General features: G+C 69.0%; 28 protein-coding genes and 1 pseudogene. 13 read left to right on the top strand and 16 right to left on the bottom strand.

All coding sequences use genetic code 11. The features are described 5' to 3' along the window. The first annotated feature begins 1 nt into the window (after nucleotide 1). The 3 genes from MWU75_RS09955 to MWU75_RS09965 all read left to right on the top strand — a co-directional run bounded on the left by MWU75_RS09955 (nucleotide 2) and on the right by MWU75_RS09965 (nucleotide 2921). A complete protein-coding gene (locus MWU75_RS09955; RefSeq protein ID WP_247090107.1) occupies nucleotides 2–928 on the top strand; it encodes an ABC transporter ATP-binding protein in 927 nt (308 codons plus the stop codon). Beyond that, complete coding sequence (locus MWU75_RS09960; protein ID WP_247090109.1) at nucleotides 925–2583, top strand: ABC transporter permease; 1659 nt, start codon at nucleotides 925–927, stop codon at nucleotides 2581–2583. Before MWU75_RS09955 ends, MWU75_RS09960 begins: the two co-directional genes overlap by 4 nt. Nucleotides 2584–2681: 98 nt before the next feature. Beyond that, the gene (locus MWU75_RS09965; RefSeq protein WP_247090111.1) at nucleotides 2682–2921 is read left to right on the top strand and encodes a hypothetical protein; all 240 of its coding nucleotides are present in this window, start codon (nucleotides 2682–2684) and stop codon (nucleotides 2919–2921) included. 52 nt (nucleotides 2922–2973) lie between these two features. On the opposite strand, the gene MWU75_RS09970 is transcribed toward MWU75_RS09965, so the two are convergent. Then, nucleotides 2974–4206 (bottom strand): amidohydrolase family protein, encoded by a 1233-nt coding sequence (locus MWU75_RS09970; RefSeq protein ID WP_247090112.1) that lies wholly within the window; start codon nucleotides 4204–4206, stop codon nucleotides 2974–2976. A 90-nt stretch (nucleotides 4207–4296) separates the two neighbouring features. Between MWU75_RS09970 and MWU75_RS09975 the strand changes: the two genes are divergently transcribed. Beyond that, a complete protein-coding gene (locus MWU75_RS09975) occupies nucleotides 4297–4533 on the top strand; it encodes a type II toxin-antitoxin system VapB family antitoxin (RefSeq protein ID WP_247090113.1) in 237 nt (78 codons plus the stop codon). Between the two features lie 141 nt (nucleotides 4534–4674). Here MWU75_RS09975 and MWU75_RS09980 read toward each other — a convergent pair whose 3' ends face one another. Both MWU75_RS09980 and MWU75_RS09985 read right to left on the bottom strand, forming a co-directional pair. Next, nucleotides 4675–5787, bottom strand: a complete 1113-nt coding sequence (locus MWU75_RS09980) for a DUF4352 domain-containing protein (protein WP_247090114.1) — start codon at nucleotides 5785–5787, stop codon at nucleotides 4675–4677. A gap of 452 nt (nucleotides 5788–6239) precedes the next feature. Next, complete coding sequence (locus tag MWU75_RS09985) at nucleotides 6240–6455, bottom strand: hypothetical protein (RefSeq protein WP_247090115.1); 216 nt, start codon at nucleotides 6453–6455, stop codon at nucleotides 6240–6242. A gap of 43 nt (nucleotides 6456–6498) precedes the next feature. On the opposite strand from MWU75_RS09985, the gene MWU75_RS09990 reads away from it, so the two are divergent. From MWU75_RS09990 to MWU75_RS10010, 5 genes are all read left to right on the top strand, one after another. Beyond that, on the top strand, nucleotides 6499–6726 hold the full coding sequence (locus MWU75_RS09990; protein ID WP_247090116.1) for a hypothetical protein: 228 nt from the start codon (nucleotides 6499–6501) through the stop codon (nucleotides 6724–6726). Then, entirely contained in the window at nucleotides 6710–7054 is a 345-nt protein-coding gene (locus tag MWU75_RS09995) for a type II toxin-antitoxin system PemK/MazF family toxin (protein ID WP_247090117.1), read from the top strand. Before MWU75_RS09990 ends, MWU75_RS09995 begins: the two co-directional genes overlap by 17 nt. 736 nt (nucleotides 7055–7790) lie before the next feature. Continuing rightward, on the top strand, nucleotides 7791–8027 hold the full coding sequence (locus MWU75_RS10000) for a hypothetical protein (protein WP_247090118.1): 237 nt from the start codon (nucleotides 7791–7793) through the stop codon (nucleotides 8025–8027). 281 nt (nucleotides 8028–8308) lie between these two features. After that, complete coding sequence (locus tag MWU75_RS10005; RefSeq protein WP_247090120.1) at nucleotides 8309–8743, top strand: hypothetical protein; 435 nt, start codon at nucleotides 8309–8311, stop codon at nucleotides 8741–8743. 118 nt (nucleotides 8744–8861) lie between these two features. Next, nucleotides 8862–9452, top strand: a complete 591-nt coding sequence (locus MWU75_RS10010) for an RES domain-containing protein (RefSeq protein ID WP_247090122.1) — start codon at nucleotides 8862–8864, stop codon at nucleotides 9450–9452. Between the two features lie 116 nt (nucleotides 9453–9568). Here MWU75_RS10010 and MWU75_RS10015 read toward each other — a convergent pair whose 3' ends face one another. Next, nucleotides 9569–9757, bottom strand: a complete 189-nt coding sequence (locus MWU75_RS10015) for a hypothetical protein (RefSeq protein ID WP_247090124.1) — start codon at nucleotides 9755–9757, stop codon at nucleotides 9569–9571. 33 nt (nucleotides 9758–9790) lie between these two features. Beyond that, on the bottom strand, nucleotides 9791–10045 hold the full coding sequence (locus MWU75_RS10020) for a hypothetical protein (protein ID WP_247090126.1): 255 nt from the start codon (nucleotides 10043–10045) through the stop codon (nucleotides 9791–9793). A gap of 203 nt (nucleotides 10046–10248) precedes the next feature. Between MWU75_RS10020 and MWU75_RS10025 the strand changes: the two genes are divergently transcribed. Both MWU75_RS10025 and MWU75_RS10030 read left to right on the top strand, forming a co-directional pair. Further along, nucleotides 10249–10839 (top strand): helix-turn-helix transcriptional regulator, encoded by a 591-nt coding sequence (locus tag MWU75_RS10025; protein WP_247090128.1) that lies wholly within the window; start codon nucleotides 10249–10251, stop codon nucleotides 10837–10839. Continuing rightward, complete coding sequence (locus MWU75_RS10030) at nucleotides 10832–11614, top strand: LuxR C-terminal-related transcriptional regulator (protein ID WP_247090129.1); 783 nt, start codon at nucleotides 10832–10834, stop codon at nucleotides 11612–11614. The genes MWU75_RS10025 and MWU75_RS10030 overlap by 8 nt, the downstream gene beginning before the upstream one ends. A 69-nt stretch (nucleotides 11615–11683) precedes the next feature. Here MWU75_RS10030 and MWU75_RS10035 read toward each other — a convergent pair whose 3' ends face one another. Beyond that, entirely contained in the window at nucleotides 11684–12145 is a 462-nt protein-coding gene (locus tag MWU75_RS10035; RefSeq protein WP_247090131.1) for a DUF2000 family protein, read from the bottom strand. A gap of 125 nt (nucleotides 12146–12270) precedes the next feature. Here MWU75_RS10035 and MWU75_RS10040 point away from each other — a divergent pair, with 125 nt between their 5' ends. Further along, nucleotides 12271–13581 (top strand): AarF/ABC1/UbiB kinase family protein, encoded by a 1311-nt coding sequence (locus MWU75_RS10040; protein ID WP_247090133.1) that lies wholly within the window; start codon nucleotides 12271–12273, stop codon nucleotides 13579–13581. A 58-nt stretch (nucleotides 13582–13639) separates the two neighbouring features. On the opposite strand, the gene MWU75_RS10045 is transcribed toward MWU75_RS10040, so the two are convergent. From MWU75_RS10045 to MWU75_RS10085, 9 genes are all read right to left on the bottom strand, one after another. Next, nucleotides 13640–14875 carry an AAA family ATPase gene (locus MWU75_RS10045; protein WP_247090135.1) on the bottom strand — a complete coding sequence of 412 codons (1236 nt, stop codon included), beginning with the start codon at nucleotides 14873–14875 and terminating at the stop codon, nucleotides 13640–13642. A 300-nt stretch (nucleotides 14876–15175) separates the two neighbouring features. Continuing rightward, complete coding sequence (locus MWU75_RS10050) at nucleotides 15176–15670, bottom strand: alpha/beta hydrolase (RefSeq protein WP_247090137.1); 495 nt, start codon at nucleotides 15668–15670, stop codon at nucleotides 15176–15178. An 86-nt stretch (nucleotides 15671–15756) separates the two neighbouring features. Next, nucleotides 15757–16788, bottom strand: coding sequence for a Fic family protein (locus MWU75_RS10055; RefSeq protein WP_247090139.1), 1032 nt, complete (start codon nucleotides 16786–16788; stop codon nucleotides 15757–15759). A gap of 242 nt (nucleotides 16789–17030) precedes the next feature. After that, the gene (locus MWU75_RS10060) at nucleotides 17031–17540 is read right to left on the bottom strand and encodes a hypothetical protein (RefSeq protein ID WP_247090142.1); all 510 of its coding nucleotides are present in this window, start codon (nucleotides 17538–17540) and stop codon (nucleotides 17031–17033) included. Between the two features lie 501 nt (nucleotides 17541–18041). Beyond that, complete coding sequence (locus MWU75_RS10065) at nucleotides 18042–18236, bottom strand: hypothetical protein (RefSeq protein WP_247090143.1); 195 nt, start codon at nucleotides 18234–18236, stop codon at nucleotides 18042–18044. Between the two features lie 30 nt (nucleotides 18237–18266). Further along, entirely contained in the window at nucleotides 18267–18821 is a 555-nt protein-coding gene (locus MWU75_RS10070) for a hypothetical protein (RefSeq protein WP_247090145.1), read from the bottom strand. 174 nt (nucleotides 18822–18995) lie between these two features. Further along, nucleotides 18996–20018, bottom strand: a complete 1023-nt coding sequence (locus MWU75_RS10075; protein ID WP_247090147.1) for an AAA family ATPase — start codon at nucleotides 20016–20018, stop codon at nucleotides 18996–18998. Next, the gene (gene pnuC / locus MWU75_RS10080) at nucleotides 20015–20608 is read right to left on the bottom strand and encodes a nicotinamide riboside transporter PnuC (RefSeq protein WP_247090149.1); all 594 of its coding nucleotides are present in this window, start codon (nucleotides 20606–20608) and stop codon (nucleotides 20015–20017) included. The genes MWU75_RS10075 and pnuC overlap by 4 nt, the downstream gene beginning before the upstream one ends. Nucleotides 20609–20634: 26 nt before the next feature. Then, nucleotides 20635–22122 carry an ADP-ribosylglycohydrolase family protein gene (locus MWU75_RS10085; RefSeq protein ID WP_247090151.1) on the bottom strand — a complete coding sequence of 496 codons (1488 nt, stop codon included), beginning with the start codon at nucleotides 22120–22122 and terminating at the stop codon, nucleotides 20635–20637. Between the two features lie 88 nt (nucleotides 22123–22210). Here MWU75_RS10085 and MWU75_RS10090 point away from each other — a divergent pair, with 88 nt between their 5' ends. Further along, nucleotides 22211–22915, top strand: a complete 705-nt coding sequence (locus MWU75_RS10090; RefSeq protein WP_247090153.1) for an NUDIX domain-containing protein — start codon at nucleotides 22211–22213, stop codon at nucleotides 22913–22915. Nucleotides 22916–23051: 136 nt separating this feature from the next. Here MWU75_RS10090 and MWU75_RS10095 read toward each other — a convergent pair. Then, nucleotides 23052–23225 (bottom strand): annotated as a pseudogene (locus MWU75_RS10095) (IS1634 family transposase); the annotation flags it as partial.

The following is a 23225-nucleotide window of genomic DNA, read 5'->3' on the forward strand; positions in this document are numbered from 1 at the left end:
CGTGAGCGAAGCACCCGTCATCTCCGTCCAGGGCCTGATCAAGACCTTCGGTGCCACGCGCGCCCTCGACGGCCTCGACCTCGAGGTCGAGCCGGGAGAGGTGCACGGCTTCCTCGGCCCCAACGGCGCGGGCAAGTCGACCACGATGCGGGTCCTGCTGGGTCTGTTGCGGGCCGACGGCGGCACGGTGCGTCTCCTCGGTGGCGACCCGTGGGAGGGCGCGGTCCGACTGCACCGACGGCTCGCCTACGTGCCCGGTGACGTCGAGCTCTGGCCCAACCTCACCGGCGGTGAGGCCATCGACCTACTGGCCCGCTTGCGGGGCAGCCTGGACCACGGTCGCCGGGACGAGCTGTGCGAGCGGTTCGACCTGGACCCGACCAAGAAGGCCCGCACCTACTCCAAGGGCAACCGCCAGAAGGTCGCCCTGATCTCCGCGCTGACCTCCGACGTCGACCTGCTGCTGCTCGACGAGCCCACCGCGGGCCTCGACCCGCTGATGGAGGTCGTCTTCCAGGAGACCATCCGGGAGGCGAAGGAGGTCGGGCGGACCGTCCTGCTGTCCAGTCACATCCTGGCGCAGGTGGAGGTCCTCGCCGACCGTATCTCGATCATCCGCAAGGGCCAGATCGTGGAGACCGGCACGCTAGCCGGCCTGCGCCACATGACCCGCACCACGGTGGTCGCGCAGACCGATCAGGCCGCCGACGGACTGGCTCGGCTCGACGGCGTGCACGACCTGAGCGTCGAGGACGGTCAGGTCCGGTTCCAGGTCGACGGCGACCGGGTCAGCGAGCTGGTCCGGGCGATGGCACCGCTGGGCGTCACGTCCCTGGTGGCGCACCCACCCACGCTGGAGCAGCTGCTGATGCGGCACTACGGCGACGAGGCGGAGTCGGCTGAGTCCGAGAAGGCCGGTGTGTCATGACCGCTCCGACAGTGTCCGCGCGCCCGGCCGTCGGTGACCCCGGGCAGGCGCGCGCGAGTCAGTTCGCGGGCACGGGCACCCTCGTGCGCTTTCAGCTGCGCCGCGACCGGATCAGGCTCCCGGCCTGGGTGGGCGGACTCGGACTGTTCGTCATCTACATCGGCTCCGCACTGCCCCAGCTGGCACCGACCGAGGAGGACCTGGCCTCGGTCGTGCCGCTGTTCACACAGCCGGTGGGCCGGATGTTCACCGGACCGGCGTTCGGCATGGACGACCCGACCTACGACCGCTTCTTCGCGGCGGGGTACGCGCCCTACCTCTACCTCCTCGCAGCGCTGATGAGCATCCTGCTGGTGACCCGGCATACTCGCCTGGAGGAGCAGACCGGCCGCGCGGAGCTGGTGCGCGCCAACGTCACCGGACGGTATGCCGGACTGGCAGCCGCCCTCATCGTCGCCCTGATCACCAATGCGCTGGCCGTCGTGGTGGTGACCGGACTCGCGATCGCGGTCGGCTTCGCAGCTGGGGGCTCGCTGCTGGTCGGGTTGGGCACCGGGCTGACCGGCATGGCCTTCGCGGGGATCACGGCTGTGACGGTGCAGCTCAGTGAGTACTCCCGGGCGGCGGCCGGGATGGCCGGCGCCGTGCTCGGGGCCAGCTTCGTGGTGCGCGCGCTGGGCGACATGGCCGCGGTCGGGGGCAGCACGTTGTCCTGGGTGTCGCCGCTCGGCTGGCCGGCGCAGACCGCGCCCTACGTCTACGACCGGTGGGCGCCGCTGATGCTGCTCGTCGCCCTGACGGCGGTGGCCGTCGTGCTGGCCTACGTCCTGCAGGGCAGGCGCGACCTGGGCGCGAGCCTGATGGCCACCCGACCCGGACCGGCGGGAGCCAACCCGTCGCTGGGGACCCCGGTGGGGCTGGCGGCCCGGCTGCAACGCGGCGGGTTCCTGGCCTGGGGCACCGGCATCGCGCTGCTCGGAATCGTCGACGGGGCCTTCACCCAGGCGCTGATCGATGCGGGGGAGGACATGCCGCCCGCGTTGCAGGAGATGTTCGGCACGGAGGGACTGCTCGACGGCTACGTGGCCTTCCTCGGGTCGTTCGTCAGCGTCGTCATCGCCGCCTACACGGTCTTCGCGATGCAGACCTTCCTGGCCGAGGAGGGGCGCGGTCGCCTCGACGCCGTGCTGGCGACGCCGGTGAGCCGGGTCGCCAGCCTCGCGTCGCACACCCTCGTGGTGGCCGTGGGGGCTGTGCTGATCGCACTGGTGACCGGGCTGCTGACCGGCGTCGCCGTCGCGGGGGTCACCGGGGACTGGACCCTCATCGGCGAGGTCCTGGGGTCCCACGCGGGTCAGCTCCCGGCGGTCCTGCTCGTGCTGGCGGTGTGCGCCGCACTGTGCGGCTGGGCGCCGCGACTCGTGGCACCGGTCGGGTGGGCCCTGGTGGGCCTGGTCTTCGTGGTCCAGTTCTTCGACGATCTGCTCGATCTGCCCGGGTGGCTGGTCGCACTCTCGCCGTTCGGTCACCTCGCCGAGATCCCGCTGGAGCAGTTCGCCCTGATGCCGTTCCTGGTGATCACCGCCCTGGCCGTGGGCATCGTCGGTGTCGGGCTGGCCGGCATCCGGGCGAGGGAGATCAACGTCGCCCGGTGAGCGGCCAAGTGCGCAGACCTGCAGGTCGCGGCGTCCGAGGACCCAGCGGGGTGGCCTCCCGGAGTGCAGCAGGGCCGGCCCGACCCTACGTTGGCAGGATGAGTGATCAGCCCAGGGAGACCGGCTCCTCCGAGGCCGCTGACGCCCGACAGGAGGCCGCCGAGCACGTGGTCGACCGCGTCGGCAGCTGGGACGAGGGTGCAGAGCCGCAGACAGTTCGCGATGATCTCGAGGAGGGCATGGACAAGGCGGGCGTCGAGGTCGACGACGCCGAGCTGGATCGGATGTCTGACGAGATCCACGACGAGGGGACCACGGAGGCGCCCGACGTCGAGTGAACGACACCGTCGGTCCGGCCACACCCCGGACCGACGGGCCGTCCGGCGACAGTCACGGCGAGAGGCTCGCCGTCGGCGGCGCGCCGACCCGGACTCCCGCCTGCCAGACCTCGCGCGGTGCGGTGGGGCTGGCCAGCACCTCGATGTCGTGCAGTGGGTCGCCCTCGACGAGCAGCAGGTCGGCGACTGCTCCCGACACGATGCGTCCGAGGTCGGGGCGGCCGATCAGGTCCGCGTTGACCGAGGTTGCCGAGCGCAGCGTCTCGTGGGCGCCGACCGCCTCGGCCTGGAGCCGCAGTCCGCTGAGTTGCTCGGTCTCCAGGCTGCCCATGAGGTCCGTGCCGAAACCGACGGGCACGCCGGCGTCCAAGGCGATCCGGACCGCGCTCTGGCCGGCGTCGAGCACCTCGGCGTTCTTGTCGCGGGAGACCTGCGGCATCCCGAGGTCGCGCCCGTGGCGGTCCATCGCGGCATAGGTGGCCAGCGTCGGCACCAGGAAGGCGCCGTGCTGCGCCATCAGCGCGGCGGTCGTCCCGTCCAGGAGGTTGCCGTGCTCGATGCTGCGTATGCCGTGGCGCACCGAGTGCTCGATGGCCTCGGGGGAGTAGGCGTGGGCCGCGACGTAGCTGCCGCGGCGTCGTGCCTCGTCGGAGACCGCGGTGAGCTCCTCGGGTGAGTACTGCGGGACGCGCAGCGGGTCGGCCGGGGAGATAACGCCGCCGGAGGTCATCACCTTGATGGCGTGCGCGCCGGTGCGGAACCGCTCCCGCACCGCGCGACGTAGGTCGTCCACGCCGTCGACGACCTCGACGGAGTGCCCGTGGGCCAGGCAGGTGTCCAGGTCGGGGGAGCGTGGGTCGCCGTGGCCGCCGGTCTGGCTGAGGGCCGCACCGGTGTAGAGATACCGCGGGGAGTCAAACAGCCCCTCGCGGATCGCCGCGGCCAGGCCCGCGTCGCCGCCGGCGACGTCCCGCACCGTGGTGAAGCCGCGCGACAGAGCCCGGCCGAGCCGGTGGGCCGCCACGTGCGCGACATAGCTCAGCGGCCGCCCCTCGTTGACCGCCATGTCGAGCGACACGGCATACGCATGGAAGTGCGCGTCGATCAGCCCGGGCAGCAGCGTCCGGCCCCGGCCCTCGACCGTCTCGACCGGTCCGTCCACCTGGTCCGCGGCGCTCGGCCCGACCCCGGCGACGTGACCGCCGACAACCAGTACGGGACCTTCCAGCAGAGTCGCCGACTCGCCGTCGAAGACCTGGACATCCATAAACAGCAGCGCGGTCATGACAGACATCCTGCCCGCACCTTCGTGCTCGCGAACTGGCAGGCGCTCACAACCGGGTATAGGGCGCGTGCAAACGAATATGGTGAACGGATGAAGGTGACGATCGAGATCCCGGACGCTTTGGCGCGCGACGCGCAGCAGGTCGCACGGCGGCACGGGACGACGCTGCGCGAGCTGGTCGTGGCCGGACTGCGGATGGAGCTGGAGCACCGTCGAGGCCGCACGCTCCGACCGGACTTCCACTTCCCGACGGTCGCCGGCGAGGGGATGGTGGCCGGCCTGGGTAGCACCGACGCACTGGACCGGTCCTACGGGTTGTCTCGATGATCGCGCTCGACACCAACATCCTTTGTCTGCGCAAACCTCAGTGCACCGTGCACATCGAGGAGGCGCAGAGCGAAGGCGCCTCGGCACCCTATTGGGCTCTACGAACTTGAGCGGGCTATCAGTCGACCGATACGGGGACTACTACTGCCCCTGCCAGATGGCGCGGGTGTCGTCGAACGACATTGAGTCTTCGACGTAGATTTTCGGGTTGTCGAGCGCTTCCTGTGGGACGTCGAAGCAGACGTCGAATGTTGCTTGGCCTCCGGCGGTGAGGGTGGGCACGTCCATGACGGTGTTCGGAGTGACGGCCATGCAGGTGCTTGTGTCGTAGACCCTGGCGTCTGATCCGGCGAGTTCTATGAAGAGGTCCAGCCAGGGGTCGGCTTCTTCGTCGCCGTTGTAAGTGACGTCCAAGGAGACGAGGACGTATTGCCCTTCTGGGGCTTCGTTGAAACTGTTTGTCGCCTGGAGTGCATCGTTTGCGTTCAGTTGTACCTCGGTCACGGCGACGGTGTAGTCCCCGACCTCCGCCGTACCGCCAATCGCCAACTCATCCGGCCCGTTTTCGGCGACGGGCTTGTCCTCGGTGTCTTGGTCGTCCTCTGCCGCACCATCGCCCCTAGCGCCCGTGGACCCATCGTCTTGGAGGTTCCAGATGGCGCGGGTGTCGTCGAAGGACATTGAGTCTTCGACGTAGATTTTCGGGTTGTCGAGCGCTTCCTGTGGGACGTCGAAGCAGACGTCGAATGTTGCTTGGCCTCCGGCGGTGAGGGTGGGCACGTCCATGACGGTGTTCGGAGTGACGGCCATGCAGGTGCTTGTGTCGTAGACCCTGGCGTCTGATCCGGCGAGTTCTATGAAGAGGTCCAGCCAGGGGTCGGCTTCTTCGTCGCCGTTGTAAGTGACGTCCAAGGAGACGAGGACGTATTGCCCTTCTGGGGCTTCGTTGAAACTGTTGGCCGCCTGGAGTGCATCGTTTGCGTTCAGTTGTACCTCGGTCACGGCGACGGTGTAGTCCCCGACCTCTGCTATACCGCCTAACCCCAGCTCGCCTGAGCGCTCTTCTTCTGGCTCGGCGGGCTCTTCCGCAGATGTGTCCTCAGCCGTATCTTGCGCGACCGTTGCCTCGTCCTGTGTGGACTCCTGAGTCGGTGTGGCGGGAGGATCGGCCTGGCTGACCTCCGGAGCGTCGGAACCACAGGCAGAGAGCACGACGGTCGCCGCGATTGCGGCACCAATGAGGAAGGGACGCATTTTCGAATCCTTCTTTGCGAAGCAGTCGCCAGAACTAGGAGATTTCCTTTATCGGTGGTGGGCAAAAGCCTAAGTCATAAGGCGGCGCGGCGTAAGGGCCTGCGACTGACAACGCAGCGCCGCCAGACCTCGCAAGGGACCGTGGAGTCGGGAGACGGCTGCTAGCGGACTTCGAGTGCGATGCTTGGCTCACCGCCCAACTTGTGACCACGCGCTGGGTGACATCGTCTGGGCGGACCCAATTCAGACCTTGGCTGTCCCAACCCACGTCTGGTTGGCACGATTTCGCGAACCCCAGACTGATCTCTCGACAGCGTGTCGCGGCCCTTCTCCGCTGCGCGGGCGAGTATGCCGAGGCACGCCTGGCCGACTTCACGTCCTGGCCTTGGGCCACCGCACCGCGCATGGCGGGCATCGAGGTGGCGTAGGTGGCGATCGCCGCCCCGGTCGCCTCAGGTGCGTAGGTCAGTGGGGCGTCGGCCTGGACGCCCAGGCCCCGCGCCGACCTCGATCGCGTCCTGGTTGGCGCCCAGGTAGTGGAAGACCCGGCTGTCGGTCCGCTCCTCGTGCTCGATGAGCGACTTGATGGATCGGGCCAGGCGGGGGACGCTGTTGGGTGCGATCCGGCCAGCGCCGCAACCTGTCACCGACGCGCCCTCGCGGGTCACCGGCGACCCTGACCGGTTCTCTGCATCGCGGTATACTCAAAGTATGACATCCACGACCATCAAGGTGCCTTCGGCGACGCGTGACCGGCTCAAGGTGCACGCCGCACGACGCGGTGAGACACTGGCCGCTCACATCGAGCGACTGCTTGACCTGGCGGATCGGGAGGACCGCTTCGAGCAACTACGTGAGGCCATCGTCGCGACGAGTTCAGGCGGTCAGGTCGCCTACGAGCGCGAGCGCGACGCCTGGCTCGATGCCGACCTCACCTGATCTTGCTCCGGGCGACATCGTCTGGGCGGAACTCGACCCGGCTATGGGCCGCGAGCAAGGTGGGCGTCGTCCCGTGGTCGTGGTCGCGAGCAGCGGCTTCCTCGACGTCGTGGACTCCCTGGCGATCGTCGTGCCGGTCACCTCGGTGGATCGGGGCTGGCCGAATCACGTGCGCCTGGGGCGCATTCAGCGGCCCTCGTTTGCGATGACGGAGCAGGTGCGTGCCGTCGCCAGGCGCAGGCTCCACGGACGACTCGGTCACGCAGCACCGCAGGAACTGGCCGACATCCGCATGTGGCTGAGTGACTTCCTTGGTGTCGGGCACTGAGGGCACCTACAGGACGCGCGACGGACGTCGGCGTCAGCGCTGCTCGCAGTCGAGCTGACCCCAACGTCCAGCACCATATGGCACAACGCAGTCGACGGCTGCGCGCTCGGCCTCCCGGCGGTGGCACGCATCGTGCGTAGGCTGAGAGAGTGAACTGTGGCCAGATCTGCCAGGCGGCGGGTCGACCTGCCTCAGAACTGACCCGCAGGGACGTCGTCCTCGCGCTGCTGAGCGAGCCGGCGGTCGAGGTGCGAGGCGAGCTGCCGGCCCTGCGACGGGAACTGCTCGCCGCCGGCAATCCCCTCTCCAGCGCCTTCTGGGAAGCCGCCGAGAGAGTCCTCGCCTCCATCGCGGACGGCACAGCAACGGTGGGCGAGGTGAAGGCGTGGGTGACCGCCACGGGCACCGAGCCGGTCGACATCCCCGAGCAGATGTTCACCTGGCCGGAGCCGGGTGAGGCCGGCCCGGTCGCCCTGGAGATGCACTCCCTGCTCGTCTCCCACCTCGAGTCACTGGTGGAGGCGGGTGCGATCGACCCGGACCTCCTCGTGACCGGCGATCCTGAGGCGCTCACGGCATACCGACAGCACCAGGGTCAGTGGCTCGACACGCCACTGCCTGACGGGCGAGTCCCGCGTATTGCGGTCGAGGACGAGGTCGACGACGCCTTCCTGATGGCCTTGGACAAGGCTGAGGGGGACCGGGCACCCCGGTCGATGCCGACGAGCTGGCCACGTTGGTGGTCGAGTTCGACTTCGAGGACGAGTTCGACGACGCGGACGTCTGGAGTGCCGACTTCGGCGACGAGGGTGATGCGGCCCTGTCCGTCAGCCTCGGCCTCTTTCCGGTCCTGGACCTGTGGCGACAGCTCGGCGCGCTGGACGAGGACGACCGGCTGACCGAACTCGGGTGGTGGGGCATCCCCGAGTCTCTGGACCGGGCCTGGCAGCCGTCCTCGTCCGACGACGACTGACCGCGACGGACGACCACCATGACGGCGGCACCATGACGGCGGCCCCATGACATCGCCTGGCCGACCTGCTCGCACCTAATTCCCTGCACCTTGCCAAGGTAGTCCGCTAGCGATCGTAGCTTCGTCGGTTGACGGTCTTGTCGCATCGAGCGACAATGGTCTTGTCACACTTGTCGGAGGTGATTGTGATGTCCACCATGAGCGCTGAGCAGTACGCCCACCGAGTCAGAGACGAACTGGTCCGGGCCATGCATCGTGCAGGGAGGGATCACCCGACGGGTATGCCGACGCCCAGCGAGGCGGCCCGGCTGATCCTCGGCACCGAGGCTGCGCCGGCCCAGAACCCACTCGCTGCCCGCATCGGACCGGTGTGGCGCAGCGCGCGCGCCCGGGAGGCGCTTGGGCTCAACAGTCGTCAGGCGTTGAACAGCCGGCGCGTCAACGGGTCGGTGCTGGGGATCACCACGACGGAGGGTCAGGTGTACTACCCGCTGTTCCAGTTCCGGCGTCACGACGACAAGGTGGAGGTGCATCCCCACCTCGTGCCGGTCCTGAAGATCCTGCGCGACGTGGACTCCTGGACAGTCGCAGCCATGCTGCAGTCGACAGATCCTGACCTGGGGGTGAGCGTCATCGAGTGGGCGACCAGCGATCGGGACCAGCAGCAACTCAGGCAGTGGGCCCACACGGTCAGGAACGAGCTGACCGCTCCGTGACCACGGCAGCGGTGAGCTTTCGGAAGTGGCACGCGCCGTGAGAGCCGAACGGGCACGACCCGCACAACAGCCTCCGCCGTCGGCGAGCCTTCTCCGGGGGCGGCTCCCGCACACTGACGTGCCGCCGCGTCTGTACCGCGAGCACGGTCTGCGGCAGGACGAGACTGACGGGGGTTGCTGGTGGTTCTCATGCTCAGGCGAGGGGCGCTTCGACCTGGAGGCGCCGCAGGGCACGTGCTACTTGGCTGAGAGCGAGGGGGTCGCCGCCCGGGAGCGGTGCGGTCGGCTGATGGCTATGAACCTGCCCATCGCCGAGAACATCTACACCGGCCGAGTGGTGAGCGAGGTGAAGCCGCCCACGGCCATTGGCGTGGTTGGGGACCTGGCCTCGCCGGATGCCTTGACGGTTGGCGTGACTGCCGAACTGACAGCGACGAGCGACTACGCGCTGTGTCAGGCGTGGGCACAGCAGTGCTGGGACGCCGGCTTCGGGGCCATCAAGTACGCGCCGCGGTTCACACCGGGAGGTCAAGAGGCCGCTCTCGCGGTCTTCGGCGACGCAGGCGACCACCCGGCATACGGGATCATAGTCCGCCGGCGGGCTCTCCTGGACGTGCTCCAGGAGATGGGCACCGAGCTCGTGCGATCGCACGAGCTCGGTGCGGCGTCCCTCGATGTGCAGGACGATGCTGACCCGCCTGCTCACTAGCATCAGACGCCTGCGCACCGTGCTTGGAAAGTTGAGTGACAGGGCTGCAAGTTGACTGAGCCGCCCCAGGCGGGTCTGGCGCGCGCCGTTAAGACCATTCTTGTCCTCACTGCCGATCAGCGCGTCGGAGCGTGCACCAGATGCAGGTGCACCAGCGCGTCGTGCAGCCAGTGTCTCCGGGCCCTCTGTGCGGGGAGCCGACGGGTGGCCGCCCGAGCGCTCGCGCGCTGCCGGAGCGCGATCTGCAGGTCGCGCTCCCGCTCACGGGCGACGGCTTGTGCCGCCAGGTAGTCGAGCTGCGACATGGTGGATCCTCCTTACTCTCTGGATGACGTGGTTCACTCGAAGACGTGGGCACGGTCGGGGGTGCCTTGCCCGGAGGTCCTAGCCTCCAGTCGCTCGAGCTTGCCCATGTAGGGCCCGTGGTCGACCGATTCGGATGCGGATGCCGACCGCGGCAGGTAGTTGCCGTAGCCGATCGTCCTGACCTCACCCTTCGAGTCAACGTTCGACGCCGCCTGGTCCCCGCACCCGCCCAGGGCGAGTGTGGAGGCCAGGAGAGCAACCACGGCGGTGGTGGTGTGGAGCTTCATCTCGCCTGTCCTCTCTTCGCACCCCGCTCGGGCGGGTTGCCCGGGCACATGGGGTGACACCTCCACGATGACGACAGGGGGCGGTCGGCGGAATACGCAATAGGGCGTACGCCCGGGGGCGTACGACGAATTACGCATACCGCCGCAGCGGCCCGAGGAGTACCGTCGAAACATCTGCAACAGCCCAGGTCAGGAACGGTCCCGTGTCAGAGTTGCCGAGCGCCACGACAGAGGTCGAGCTGCTGCGCGCCATCCGGGAACTGGCGGACCCGGCGGCTCACGACGCCGGCACCGAGCCGATGCTTCCCACGCTCCTGGGACGCCTCCTGGACTGTGAGGTCGTCGTGCACCAGGCGGAGGCGTCGGTCCCGATCATGGAGGGCGGCCCGACAGCCGACCCGGTCGGGGCGACCCACCTGGTCATCGCAGGTGCTCTCCACGGCGAGATCGGGGCAGCGGCCCTGCTGGGGCGTCCGCCCGACCGGCCGTTCGGTGAGCGGGAGATCCTGCTCTGCGACCTCCTTCGTCCGCACGTCGCCAGCTGGCTCAACCATGGTGGGGACGCGCCGGACGGGGCTGGGCGGCCGGCCCTCACCCAGCGGCAGCTGGAGATCCTGGCGCTGGTCCGCTGTGGCATGTCCAACAAGGAGGTCGCGCGCGCCCTGGGCATCACCCGGACGACCGTCCGCAAGCACCTGGAGAACGCGTTCGTGAGGCTGGGTGTCACCACCCGGACCGCAGCGGCGGCGGAGGCCTTCCGGGCCCACACCGATGCGGAGACAGCCCATGTCTGACCGCTCCCTCACCCCACGTGACCAGGGGATCCTGCGCGACATACTGGATCTGTCCAGGGCCGACCACGTTGAGTCACCGCGCGAGCGCACCTTCCAGCTCCTCGCACACCTGGCGCTGCTGACCGGCTGCAACAACGTCAGCCTGCAGGAGATGGACTGCGTCCACCAGACCCGGCTCTACTGCCAGGCCTACGGTGAGGGCAAGCGGTGGAACGAGACTCCCGCCGAGAGGGCAGTCAAGCGCAAGGACCCGGGAGTTGCCCTGTTCTGGAAGTTCTGGTGGGCCTCCACGTGCAGCCTCCCCGAACGGACCGGGCGAGCCGTCGTCGTCTCGGACAGGTCCGTGTTCAGCCAGCGCCAGATGCGGTCGCACCCGCTGTTTGCCGAGTACCTGACCTACGTCGACGAGATCCTCGTCGGCTACCCCACCGGGCACGGTCAGAGCTCCCGGCTCATCCTGCGACGGGACGAGGGCTCGGCCTTCGGCCCGCGGGAGCTGATGATCATGGAGCTGCTCCTCCCGCACCTCTGGGACCTGGTGCTGAGCACTGTCCCACGGACGCAGCCCATCACGAGCCGGCTCACGGGTCGTCAGCTGGAGATCCTGCGTCACGTGGCGCTCGGCCTGACCAACCGGGAGGTCGCGCGTGCGGTGGGGATCAGCGAGGCCACCGTCTCCAAGCACCTTGAGAACTCCTACCAGCGGCTCGGGGTCCTCAGCCGGACCGGCGCCGTGGCGGCGTTGTCGGGGACGGTGACCTCGGCCTCAGCGTGATCCGCCAGCTCTTCGCAGGACTGTCCTGCCGCACTCGCCAGCGTGCATGGCACGACGTCGGCGATCGCCTCACGCGTGCTTCGTCGCGCCCTTGGTGATGCGGTCCACCCCGTTCTTGGGGCCGCGGATGGCGAGCCCGACCAGGTCGAGATCCGCGGCGGGCACCGCCGCGACCGCGGCTCGATTGGCCTCGTCGTGAGGGGTGGAGAACAGTTCCCGGGTGTAGATGGCAAGGGCCATGTCGCGCTCGAGCGCCTTGCCGCGGGCCGCAGCCAGGTGCGCCGGGTCTGCCGTGAAGACGAGGACGGGCTGGCGGAGCATCGGCAGGTACTCGTGGCCGTCGCGATCCCGGTAGGGCTCGCCGACGAGGTCCGATGCACTGGTGGCGATGCCGCTCATCAGGAAGGCCGTCACGTTCAGTTCCTGCCACGGCAAGAGGTCAGGAGCGAGCAGGACCGCGACCTTGGTGTCGAAGTGGACCGGTGCCGACGACTCCAGGTCAGGAACGGGGGCAGGGTGGTGGTTCTCCATGGCCTCACTCTCCAGCATCGTCCGTGCCGCACGGCACCCCGGTATGTCGTGTGCCTGGCGCGGTCCGTGGCAGGCTGTCGTGATCCGGGACGCGGGACCCGGCCGATGAGCGAGAGGACCGCCGCATGACTGAACCGCCCCAGGCCGGTCTGGCGCGTGCCGCCCGGCTCTCGGCCCTGCCGCTGGGTGCCGCTGCCCGGGCTGTCCGCGGGGTGGGCCGGCGCCTGTCCGGCCAGACGGCCGAGGAGGTGCTCGCGCAGCGCCAGGCGGAGTCCGCGCGTCAGCTGTTCGAGGTGCTCGGGGGTCTGAAGGGCGGGGCGATGAAGGTGGGGCAGTTCCTCTCCCTGATGGAGTCGACCCTGCCGGCCGAGCAGATGGAGGCCTACCGCGAGAGCCTCACGCGGCTGCAGTCCGCGGCGCCCGCGATGTCCTTCGAGGCGGTGGAACGGGTCCTGGAGGAGGAGCTGGGGGAGGACTGGCGCTCGCTCTTCACCTCCTTCGAGGAGTCCGCGGCGGCCTCCGCCTCGATCGGTCAGGTGCACCGGGCAGTATGGCGGGATGGTCGCCAGGTGGCGGTGAAGGTGCAGTACCCGGGGGCCGAGAAGGCACTCATGTCGGACGTCGCCGCGCTCAGCAGGATCGCCCGGGTCAGCGGCGGGCTGCTCCCCGGTCTGGAGATGGAGCCGATCCTGGTCGAGCTGCGCCGCCGGCTGAGCGAGGAGGTCGACTACCGGTTGGAGGGGGACGCGCAGGAGCAGTTCGGTGAGGCCTATGCCGACGACCCGGACTACGCCGTCCCAGGGGTGGTCGAGGTGACCCAGCGGGTGCTGGTCACCGAGTGGCTGGACGGTGTGCCCCTGTCCACCCTGATCGACCGCGCACCGCAGGCCGACCGCGATCGGGCGGGCACGGCATACTTGCGGCTGCTGTTGGAGGCCCCGCAGCGGGCGGGTCTGCTGCACGCCGACCCGCACCCGGGCAACTTCCTGCTGCTGCCGGACGGCCGGCTCGGGGTGCTCGACTACGGCGCGGTCAACCGGCTCCCGGAGGGTCTGCCGGACGGGCTCAGCCGGGTGCTCGGTGCCGCGGCGCAGGGCGATGCCGAGGAGCTGGTCGAGGTGCTGCGTGACGAGGGCTTCCTGCGCCGGTCCGTCGCGGTGGACGCCGAGGCCGTCCGCGGGTTCGTCGACCGGTTCCTGGGGCCGTTGCACGCCGAGGAGTTCACGTTTGGTCGGGAGTGGATGCGCGAGACGTTCGCCGACCTGCAGGACCCGCGCACCGAGGGCTTCCGGGTGAGTATGACGCTCAACCTGCCGCCGCAGTATGTGCTGGTGCAGCGCGTCTGGCTGGGTGGGCTGGCTGTGCTCTCGCAGCTGGGGGCGACGGTGCCGATGCGCGAGATCGTCCGGTCGGCGATGCCCGGCGCTCTGCGCTGACCGCCGCGGGGGTGGACCGGTGCTGAGACGCGATGAGGCCCAGGTCTGCGCTGGCCTCTCAGCTGATGTCGGGCCAGTCACTCGTGAGGTAGGCCTCGACGGCGCGGTGGCGAAAGGTGTAGGGCTTGCCGCGCTCGATGATGCCTCGAACCGTGTCGAGGCGCTGGGAGGTGGGACCGGCGTCGGTTGCTTTGGGCAGCCCAATGCGGGCCGCGATGCGGGTGAGTGTCCGTTCCTCCGAGGGGAGCTCAGCCATCGCTCGCAGGAACTGGGACTCGCGGTTGGGGAGCCGTTCGAGGATCCGCTCGACGTGCGAGCTCGCCTCCGACCGGGCAGCAGCCCACCCCGTCAGGACCTGCGCCCGGGTGATGGTCTCGCTCGTGTCGGCATACCAGGCGCTCTCGCCGGCTAGCTGGAACAGGAATGGCTCGCCCCGGCAAAGGTCGATGATCTGTGCCGCAGCCTCCGGCTCCATCCGGATGTGGTTGATCCCTCCTGACCCGCTGGGAACCGGCCAGCCGTCGATGACGAATGGATGGAGCGCGGAGGCCAAGGCATCGTCCTCGATCGCGGTGAGGGTGCTTGTCTTGAAGCGCCTCGCAAACGTGGCGCCCCTGCGGGCGCCGGCCATGTCGGCGAAGTCTGGTAGGCCGGTGAGGTAGACGGAGATCGGCAACGAGCGGCGGACCTGAGCACCGAGGCCCGGCGCTCGAACGAGCTCCTCGTGGGCGAGGGCGTCCCCAAGAGCAATCAGGGTCTGCGACAGCGCGTTCTCGTCGGAGATGTTCTGGACCTCGTCCACGTGAATCAGCACGATGTTGCCCTGCCTCATTGCCGCGCGCCCGACCTCGACGAGCAGGTCGGTCAGGACGGTGTATGGCTCCGGCCCTTCCTGCTGTCGGAGGGTCAGCGAGATACCGGATGCTGCGACAGCCTGTACCCGGTCCAGGGCATCCTTGATCCTGCGTTCGCGAAGTGCGGACAGTCCTGCGTTGTCGGCGAGCTCGAGGATCGCAGTCGCTATCACCTTCAGGGGATCGGCACGGGAAGGGATGCGTAGTTGCGGGGTCACCCAGTCGCCCGCCTCCTCGGCCTCGCTGGCGATGCGGCGCACCAGGGTGGATTTTCCCAGGCCGGCCTCGCCGAGGATCGTGCGACCACGCTCGGGCAGCCCGGCGACCCGCCGCGGGCGGACGACGTCACGCCAATCACTGAGTTGCAGGACGCGACCTGCCCAGACCGCGGGCACGCTGTCGGCGCCAGGGGTGAAGGGGGAGTTGAGAGCGCTGCGCATTTGATAACTTTATCAAAGTCAACATGCCTTGATAAAGTTATCATCACGAGGGCTGCGCCGAAGTCTCGGCCCACTCTTGCGAACGGCTTGACCACGATTTGTGGCCGGTGGCGGCATCAGGCGTTGGACGCTGCAGACGGTCCTGACCACGATCTGTGGTCTGGTCGGCTTCGCGCTGACCTGGCTGGTGTTCATCCTGGTCTGACGGCTGACCAACCAGCAACAGACGGGGCCACCGACCGAGCGGGTCGGTGGCGCCGCCAGCGTTGCAGCGGGTCCGCCGGCCGGGCAGTTGCAGGATCACACGCGAGCGGCCAAGTCTGCGGCACGGCCCTCGAACTGGTGGCCCCCCACGTCGTGCGTCACGATCCGGGCGTCGGGCAGCCGTGCGGCGGCAAGGGCGAGGTGCCCGAAGGGCACGACCTCGTCGTCGCGGCAGTGATGGAGGGTCAGCTCGACGCCCGGGGTCTGCACCGGCAGCACGTAGTCCGCGACATCCCAGCCCTCTGGGCCCCAGTCGGGCATCGCGAGCAGGGTGGCGCGCTCCGGCGGCTCGTGGGCAGTGCCCAGGACGTGGAGCAGGATCGTGGCGCCGAACGAGTGCGCCACGACGGCGTCGTCAGCGCTCAGGTCTTCGAGCGCGCGGGCGATCGGCCCGGCCCACGCGGCTACCGACATGTCCTCGTCTGGCAGTCGAGGCATCATGAGACGCGCGCCGAGCTGGTCAGCGAGCGCGTCCGCGAGGACGCGGTCCTCGACATACCCGCCCGCGCCGTGGACGAAGAGGAGCCGCATGCTTCCTAGGCTAGGCACGGCCGTCCATTCAAATCACCCCAGAGCACGGAGAGTCTCAAGCCTCATGCGTGATGAGACCGCGACCGTCACAGGTGCCGACGGCCAGCGCGGACTGCGAACTCGTCGACGGCATCGGTGATCTCCTGGCTCCACCAGTAGGTGGAGCGTGAGGAGTAGTGAGTACCTCGCATCACCACGCCAGCGGTGAGCAAGGGGGCCATGATCCGCGGAGCGTGGGTGGGTGAGATGCCGAGTTGTTCGCTTATCCGTCGGGCGGTGAGGACCGGGTGTCGCAGTAGGAGGTCGGCGGCCAGCCAGGTGGTGGCGCCGCGCCGGGCCTTGACCCGGTCGTCCCACGACTGCCTGACGTTCCGCACCTGGTCCACCAGGACGGTGGCGTTGGCGACCGCTCTGAGGGCGCTCGTGGTGAAGAGGGTGACGACTGGTTGCGGGTCACCGGCGCGGTAGGCGTCGAGGGCGGCGTGGTAACTCTGCGTGTCGGTCAGCAGGCCCGCGGACACCGGGACGACGCCGTGCTCCACGAGGCCGTTCTCGCGGAGCATGACGTGCATGAGCGCGCGTCCCGTCCTTCCGTTGCCATCGGTGAACGGATGGATGGTCTCGAACTGGGCGTGGGTGATCGCCAGTTGCGCCAGTCGCGGCAGGTCGGGGCGGACGGCGAAGCGGGCCAGGTCGTCCAGGGCCGCGCGCACCCGCTCGTGGTGCGGGGGGATGAAGTGTGCCTCGACCGGGGTGGAGGCATGACCTCCGATCCAGACCTGCTCGGAGCGGAGGACGCCCGCCACGTGCTTCGGGTCATCCCGCATGAGTTCCTCGTGCAGGGCGAGGATTCCCGAGAGGTCGGATGAGGTGGCGGTGTCGATCGCCCTCCGCATGGCTCGGACGTTGGCGGCCACGAGGGAGGCATTGCCCGTCCGGTCGCCGCCGGTCTCCTCGGCGAGCGCGATGTTGCGGGCCGACGAGGTGATGTGCTCGATGTCGGACGAAGCGATCGCCTCCCCTCGCAGCAGAACTGCGTCGAAGGGGGCGACGTCGTGTCCCATCCTCGTGTCGAACTTGGCGATCTCCGCGATGGCATCCTCCGCCTCAGCCGCCACCTGCGCAGGCAAGGACGGTGTCAGTGCCTCGATCTCGGGGACGAGGGCTGCCTCATAGGAGGACTTCGAAGACGCAAGACGCTCGCGCCGCGTGAGTCCCACAGTGCCCGACCGGACCGTCCACGGACGGGACTCGGCCCGGACACGTGGCCAGGTGGGCGGTGACATGGCACTATCTTACCATTTATTAACTTAACTGGTAAGATAGGTGCCATCGTTCACTGACCTGTGCAAGACGGGTGTCACTCGCCCATCATGCAGGCCATCAGCGGCTCCATCAGCTCGTTGCCGAACTCGTCTTCCTTGCCCTGGAAGATCAGGGAGAACATCCGGGTCAGCGTGTCCTCGTCCAGGACCTCGCCGACGCAGTCGAGCTGCTCCTCGGTCATCGAGTCATCGACGGCCATCTGCTCACGCATCATCTCCGCGGCGTCGATGCAGCCGACGATGACCTCGGCCGCGCTGTCGGCGTGCGCCTCCTCCATGACGACCGAGTCAACCGACTCGTTGACCGCGAGGTCGTCGGTGAGCATGCCGTACTCCTTGAGCTGGTCCACACCGATCTTGTCGACCAGGCCCTCGCCGACGCAGTCAGCCTGACCCTGGTCGACGACGAAGGTGTCGTCGCTCGACTCCATCATCGACTGCGCGATGGCGTCAGCGGCCTCGCCGTCGTCGCCTCCTCCACCGCCACAGGCGGCCAGCGACAGGGACAGGGCCCCTGTCACGAACAGCGCGTGCACTTTTCTCATCGGATCTCCCTCTCATGCCACCCAGGTGGCGGCCCCCACGGTCGACCGGCGGCGTCGACTCGTGATGCGACATTATCGCAGGTGGAGCGACGGAGGGAAGGCAGGACGGCGGCTCTGCGGGCTGAGTGGGGATTGGGACAGGTCGGTGAGTATGACGTGCCTCCCGCCCGGTGGCTGCCAAGGGTCACCTCGGACGTTTCGCGACTTAGTCCTCGGCCGTGGCATCTGCAGGAGGTCGGCGAGCAGTTGCGCGACGTCAGGGGCGTGGGTGCCGACCAGGCCGTGACCCGCGCCGGGCACGAGGTGGACCTCGCAACCAGGCAGCAGGCCGGCGACCCACTGGGCCTGATCGCGGAACCATGGGTGCGTGTCAGAACCGCCTCCACGACAGTCAGACTCGCCATACGGTCCGGGTCGAGGGCGAGCAACTCCAGGGCCACGGCTGCGCTGTAGCTCGCCCCGACGACATGGGCCTGGTCGATGCGGAGCGTCCGCAGCACGTCACGGTAGTCCTCGGGCGTCCCGGCGCACATCGACGACCCGACAACGGCCAGCGATGACCGGCTGCTGACCGAGGGTGGCGACCTCGTCGGGCACCAGCGCGGTCTGGATCAGCACCAGCGGCGCACCCGTGCCGGCCGTCCGCACCTCGACCTGGCCCCCGGTGCCGACGTGCACGAGCTGGGTGTCACCCACCAGGCCAAACTAGCGCGGGGCATAGCCAGCTCAGCAGGTGATCTCGAAGGAGAGGACCATCGCTCCCGCCGGGTTGTAGGTCTCCAGTGTGAGGTCGGAGGCGGACGCGCCGCCGTCGGTGACCGACACTGTCTCCAGCGGGAAGGAGAGGCCGTACTCCGTCCCTTCGTCATCCTCGCCCACGGTGATCCTGACCTCGTCCCCCTCGATGCCTGAGGTGGCGTTGAGCCGAGAGAAGTTGAAGGCCACTGACTCGCCGCTGGTGGTCACGCCCCAGGCGAGGACTAAAGCGTCGATGCTCGAGGACGGCGGGTCCTCGATCTGGCACGTGACGTTGTTGAGGGTCACGTCCTCGCCGTCGATGGCCATGCTGCCCTGGCCGCCTCCGCCACCGGCCATGTCGGCGCTTCCCTCGTCGGCTTCGGCAGCCGCCTCTTCCTCGTCGCGGTCCCCGACTGCGGCGGCGTCAGCGTGCGAGGACTCCTCGGATGGGGTGTCGTCGTCACCGCCGCAGGCAGTGAGAGCGATGGTGAGCGCAAAGGCGGTCGCGACCGAGACCGGCGTCCTCGTGCGGCGGTGCTTCATCGAAGTGCTCCTCGTGCTGTCCGGACTGTCCACATGACGCCCCGGAGTGGTCAGTTCAGGAACCCCGAACACGTGTTGAGCGACCGCTTCAGATCCCTTTCCACAGATCCTGAGTCTCTCGGTGGCACTGCGCAAGGGAATGGACTACTCATTGCTGGCGTGCCCGCTGCTCATTTACCGACTGATCCACTGCCGCCGTCGGGCGCCACTCTCGTGGTTGTGCCGAGCCAGCTCGGCGAGGACCGCCTCGACCCGCTCCTCCTGCGACCCGCGCACCTCCACCCACGGCACCGACTGAGCGCCCAGCACCTCCCGAAACCGCCCAGTCATCCATCCGCGCAGGTGCTCGCCGTCGCGCATCCCGTCCTGGACGAACGGGATGTCGTCGGACGTCAGCACGTACAGGGCAGGAGGGCGGGAGGCGGCCAGCGCCTCGACCGAGGGAGACCGACCACCGACGTACCGCTCGTGCCACACGGTCGTGGCCAGGACATCGGTGTCACAGACCAGCCAGGGCACGGGAGTATGCCGTGCTGCCAGGTCCTCGCGCCGCGCCTGTTCGCGGGCGATCAGGTCGAACTCGGCCGTGTGCCACGGCGCCGAGAGCCCACCGGGTCGCAGCCAGGACCACTCACGGCCGAACTCCGGCAGCCACGAGCAGCCCAGCGCCTCGGCCAGGTCCAATGCCAGGGTCGTGGTCCCGGTCGACTCCGCACCGAGCACCACCACCCGCCGGGTCAGCCACGCCCGCACCGGCGCGGGCAGCGCCCACCAGTGGCCGGCCACATCGGCCCGGACGGCGGTCCCGGAGACAGGCATGGCGACCCGACCAGGGTTGACCTGCACCCAGGTGGCGCCGAGGCGCCGAGCCAGCTCCGCGCCATACTCATCGCTGGTGAACGCCGCGTCGACCGGCTCCTCCAGCAGCGACTCGATGACCGCCATGTGCGCGTCCCAGGCGGCGGGGGAGTCGAAGTCGACCTCCGCCTCGTCCATCCCGCCGACGACGTTGACCTCGGGGTGCTCCTCGCGGATCCAGGCGACGCGCACGTCAAGCGGGATCGTCTCGGCCGAGCTGGCCAGCACCTGCACGGTGAGCCGCTCGCACTGCGCGCTGGCGGTGCGGATCAGCAGCTGGTGGCCGGCGTGGAAGGGATAGAACTTGCCCAGCACCAGCCCGTGACCGAAGCACCTCATGAGCGCACCACCTCCCGCTCGGGCACCGACTCCTGCAGAGCCCGCGCCTCCCGCCACTGCCGCAGCCCGACGACGCACAGGGTGAGGAACACGGCATACAGCACGCTGGTCAGCCACAGCCCCTTGCTGGCATAGAGCCCGATGTAGATCACGTCCGCCACGATCCACACCACCCAGTTGCCGATCCACTTGCGGCTCAGCATCAGCTGCGCGACCAGGCTCATCGTCGTGGTGACCGCGTCCCACCCGGCGACCGTCGAGTCGGTGTGGGTGGTCAGGAGCCAGTGCAGCGCCCACGTCCCGAGGCCGATCGCGATGATCGCGGCCGGCCAGGCCCAGGACGGGGTGTCGCGGACGACGAGCCGGGTGCGGTCTGGCCCGCCGTGCAGCCACCACCACCAGCCGAGCAGCCCCAGGCCGATGTAGACCACCTGCAGCCCCGCCTCGGCGTAGAGCCCGACCTGGGTGAAGAGCACGATGAAGAAGATGTTGTTGGCGATGCCGATCGGGAACGTCCAGACGTTCTGCCGCACGACGAGCCAGACGCACAGCCCGCCGGTGACGAAGCCGGCGATCTCGGTCCAGTGCATGGTGATCCCCCTCCAGGAGTGTGCCGTCAGCCGGCGGCGGTGGTCGGGTCACCGGCGGCGTGCTGCCGGGCGGTGTCCCAGAGGTGACCGGCCGGGTCGAAGTCGACCGCCGCGGCGATCTGGTCCTCGACCTGCGGGCCGTCGTGGCCCAGGAGCTGGGCGTAGCGCAGCGCGACCGCAGGCGTGCGGTGCTGGGCGGCGACGCAGTGCAGCAGCACGGTGCGGCCCTCGGAGCGCAGGTCGCGGACGGCGGTGGCGGCCTGGGTCAGGACATGGTCCAGGTGCTGGTTGCGGGACGGGTCGTCGTGGTCAACGATCCAGAAGACGCCGTGGTCGCTCGGGGCGACGCCCGCTGGTGCGAAGTCGTCGCTGCCGAGACGGCACAGCGACACGACCGCGTCGACGCCGAGCTCAGCGACGCGCGTCAGGTCCGTCATGGTGCCCAGCAGGACCTTGTCGTCGAACGGGTGCGGCGCGGCGAGGGAACGATCACGGCCGGTGACCATGGTCTTAGCCCGCGGCCAGGTACCGCGGCCGACGGTGCCCTGCTTCGCGGTCCGCAGCGCGAGCGCGACCAGGTCCTGCGCGCGAAGTCCGGGCCAGCCGTGCACCAGACGGGTCCAGCGGAACGGGAGGGCGGAGGCGCCGTAGCGCGCGCCGAGCAGCGCACCGGCGATCGCCGCGACGGTGTCGGTGTCGTGCCCGATCTGGATGGCGGCGGTCAGGGCCGCGCCCACGTGGTCCGGCCCGCTGACGGCGCGGCCGGAGTGCACGATCGCGGACCAAGCCGCCTGCAGCGCGACGACCGTGAAGCCGTTGTTGCGGAACGTTCCCGGTGCCTTCGTCTCGGCCTCGTCGATCCAGCTCGCCCACTGGTCGCGGCGCTCGCCGGGCAGCAGGTCCAGACCGCCGGTCAGGTCGAGCCGCCCCTCGAGCACGGCGACGCGGATCGCCTCGCACCACAGCACGCACGAGTCGCCGGCGAGCGGGTCGGCGTGGGTCAGCTCGGCCACCGCACGGGCCGCTGAGGTGGTGGCCTCACGGTCCTCGAGCCGGGTGAGTCCGACGGTCCCGGTACGCATCAGCGCGCCGTTGCCGGCTGTGCGACCGGTCCGTTCGTGCAGTGCCCGCGCAACCGAGGTCATGCGCTCGGCGAGCGACACGGCCTCGGCGCCAGCGCCTCGACGGACCTCGCGCAGGACGGAGGCGGTCTGGACGCCGACGTCGGCTGGGCGTGAGTCCCACCAGGTCAGGAACTGCTCGGCCACCTGGTCAAGCCCCTCACTGCTGTCCCGTGCGATGCCGGCGGCGGCGACCTGCGCGATGCACACGGCCATCTGGGTGTCGTCGGACCACTCGCCCGGGGCGAACGGACCCAGCCCGCCGCCGAGCATCTGCGGCTCATTGGCCGGGGGAGCAGCGAACTCGTAGGGCACGCCGAGCGCGTCCCCGACAGCCTGGGTCAGGAGCACGCCGGCCGCGCGGTCGTGCTGTGCAGTGCTGAGTCTCGTCATGTCATTCTCCTTCTCGTCGATCTGACGAAAGCATGTCATCCATCTCTGTCAATCGTCAAATCGACGAGAACAAGGTACGGTCGAGGACGTGGCGAAGCAGACCTACGACGCGAGCAAGTACCCGCCGTTCGCCGTGACGGCGGACCTCGTCATCTTCACGCTGCGCGAGGGGCGGCTGTGCGTGCTCCTGATCCAGCGCGGCGCGCCGCCGTTCGAGGGGAAGTGGGCGCTGCCCGGTGGCTTCACGCACGTCGACGAGGACATCGAGGAGTCTGCCTATCGCGAATTAGCGGAGGAGGCCGGCGTGGGTGAAGGCGACGTGGTCCTGGAGCAGTTGCGCACCTATGGCGCGCCGGATCGGGACCCGCGCATGCGCGTCGTGAGCGTGGCGTGGCTGGCGCTCGGAGCCGACCTGCCGGAGGCCCGTGCCGGTAGCGACGCCGCGGACGCGAAATGGTTCGCGGTCGACGAGGCGCTCGACCTTGACCTCGCCTTCGACCACCAGCAGATCCTGACCGACGGCCTGGAGCGTGCCCGGTCGAAACTGGAGTACTCCACAGTTGCGACGGCCTTCGTCCGCGAGCCCTTCACGGTTGGCGAGCTGCGCGCGGTCTATGAGGCGGTATGGGGAACGACGATCGACCCGCGCAACTTCCACCGCAAAGTGACAACCGCCGGGAACTTTCTGGTCGAGACAGGGGAGCGGACGGCTCGTGGCGGTGGGCGGCCGGCCCGCCTTTATGTCAAGGGGCTCACGAGTCAGCTACATCCGGCAGTGTTACGTCGCGGGTGACCCGCCGTGCCGGTCGCTCTATGCACGATCTGGTAGATGCTCCAGATCGCTTGCCAGGCCGCAGGCCACTGGTTGACTGTTCCTATACGGTATCCCAGTGAGTGAATTCAATGTGCCGCAGTCGGACCTGAGTTGGCTACTTTTGGTGACCACCCGGGTTTAGCGCTGCCAGGAGTTCCGCGGCTTCGGGCGGGATGGCCGGGGCAGCTGTGGTCGTTGACCCGCCGCTGGTGATGACTGCCGAGCGCAGCGGGCGCAGGGTGTTGAGGATCTTCTTGATCGAGGCGCCGGTGCGTTGCTGGGCCTCGCG

Origin of the sequence: Ornithinimicrobium sp. F0845, from assembly GCF_023015765.1 — a bacterium.
Taxonomy (GTDB): domain Bacteria; phylum Actinomycetota; class Actinomycetes; order Actinomycetales; family Dermatophilaceae; genus Ornithinicoccus.

Bases quoted from the DNA above. Each gene is read 5' to 3' on its own strand.
- MWU75_RS09995 (WP_247090117.1), top strand. From the start codon at position 6,710: ATGCCGACCTCACCTGATCTTGCTCCGGGCGACATCGTCTGGGCGGAA.
- MWU75_RS09965 (WP_247090111.1), top strand. From the start codon at position 2,682: ATGAGTGATCAGCCCAGGGAGACCGGCTCCTCCGAGGCCGCTGACGCC.
- MWU75_RS10045 (WP_247090135.1), bottom strand. From the start codon at position 14,875: ATGCGCAGCGCTCTCAACTCCCCCTTCACCCCTGGCGCCGACAGCGTG.
- MWU75_RS09960 (WP_247090109.1), top strand. From the start codon at position 925: ATGACCGCTCCGACAGTGTCCGCGCGCCCGGCCGTCGGTGACCCCGGG.
- MWU75_RS10070 (WP_247090145.1), bottom strand. From the start codon at position 18,821: ATGAAGCACCGCCGCACGAGGACGCCGGTCTCGGTCGCGACCGCCTTT.
- pnuC (WP_247090149.1), bottom strand. From the start codon at position 20,608: ATGCACTGGACCGAGATCGCCGGCTTCGTCACCGGCGGGCTGTGCGTC.
- MWU75_RS09990 (WP_247090116.1), top strand. From the start codon at position 6,499: ATGACATCCACGACCATCAAGGTGCCTTCGGCGACGCGTGACCGGCTC.
- MWU75_RS09970 (WP_247090112.1), bottom strand. From the start codon at position 4,206: ATGACCGCGCTGCTGTTTATGGATGTCCAGGTCTTCGACGGCGAGTCG.
- MWU75_RS10085 (WP_247090151.1), bottom strand. From the start codon at position 22,122: ATGACGAGACTCAGCACTGCACAGCACGACCGCGCGGCCGGCGTGCTC.
- MWU75_RS10030 (WP_247090129.1), top strand. From the start codon at position 10,832: ATGTCTGACCGCTCCCTCACCCCACGTGACCAGGGGATCCTGCGCGAC.
- MWU75_RS09975 (WP_247090113.1), top strand. From the start codon at position 4,297: ATGAAGGTGACGATCGAGATCCCGGACGCTTTGGCGCGCGACGCGCAG.
- MWU75_RS10060 (WP_247090142.1), bottom strand. From the start codon at position 17,540: ATGAGAAAAGTGCACGCGCTGTTCGTGACAGGGGCCCTGTCCCTGTCG.
- MWU75_RS10050 (WP_247090137.1), bottom strand. From the start codon at position 15,670: ATGCGGCTCCTCTTCGTCCACGGCGCGGGCGGGTATGTCGAGGACCGC.
- MWU75_RS10005 (WP_247090120.1), top strand. From the start codon at position 8,309: ATGCCGACGCCCAGCGAGGCGGCCCGGCTGATCCTCGGCACCGAGGCT.
- MWU75_RS10015 (WP_247090124.1), bottom strand. From the start codon at position 9,757: ATGTCGCAGCTCGACTACCTGGCGGCACAAGCCGTCGCCCGTGAGCGG.
- MWU75_RS09980 (WP_247090114.1), bottom strand. From the start codon at position 5,787: ATGCGTCCCTTCCTCATTGGTGCCGCAATCGCGGCGACCGTCGTGCTC.
- MWU75_RS10040 (WP_247090133.1), top strand. From the start codon at position 12,271: ATGACTGAACCGCCCCAGGCCGGTCTGGCGCGTGCCGCCCGGCTCTCG.
- MWU75_RS10035 (WP_247090131.1), bottom strand. From the start codon at position 12,145: ATGGAGAACCACCACCCTGCCCCCGTTCCTGACCTGGAGTCGTCGGCA.
- MWU75_RS10075 (WP_247090147.1), bottom strand. From the start codon at position 20,018: ATGAGGTGCTTCGGTCACGGGCTGGTGCTGGGCAAGTTCTATCCCTTC.
- MWU75_RS10020 (WP_247090126.1), bottom strand. From the start codon at position 10,045: ATGAAGCTCCACACCACCACCGCCGTGGTTGCTCTCCTGGCCTCCACA.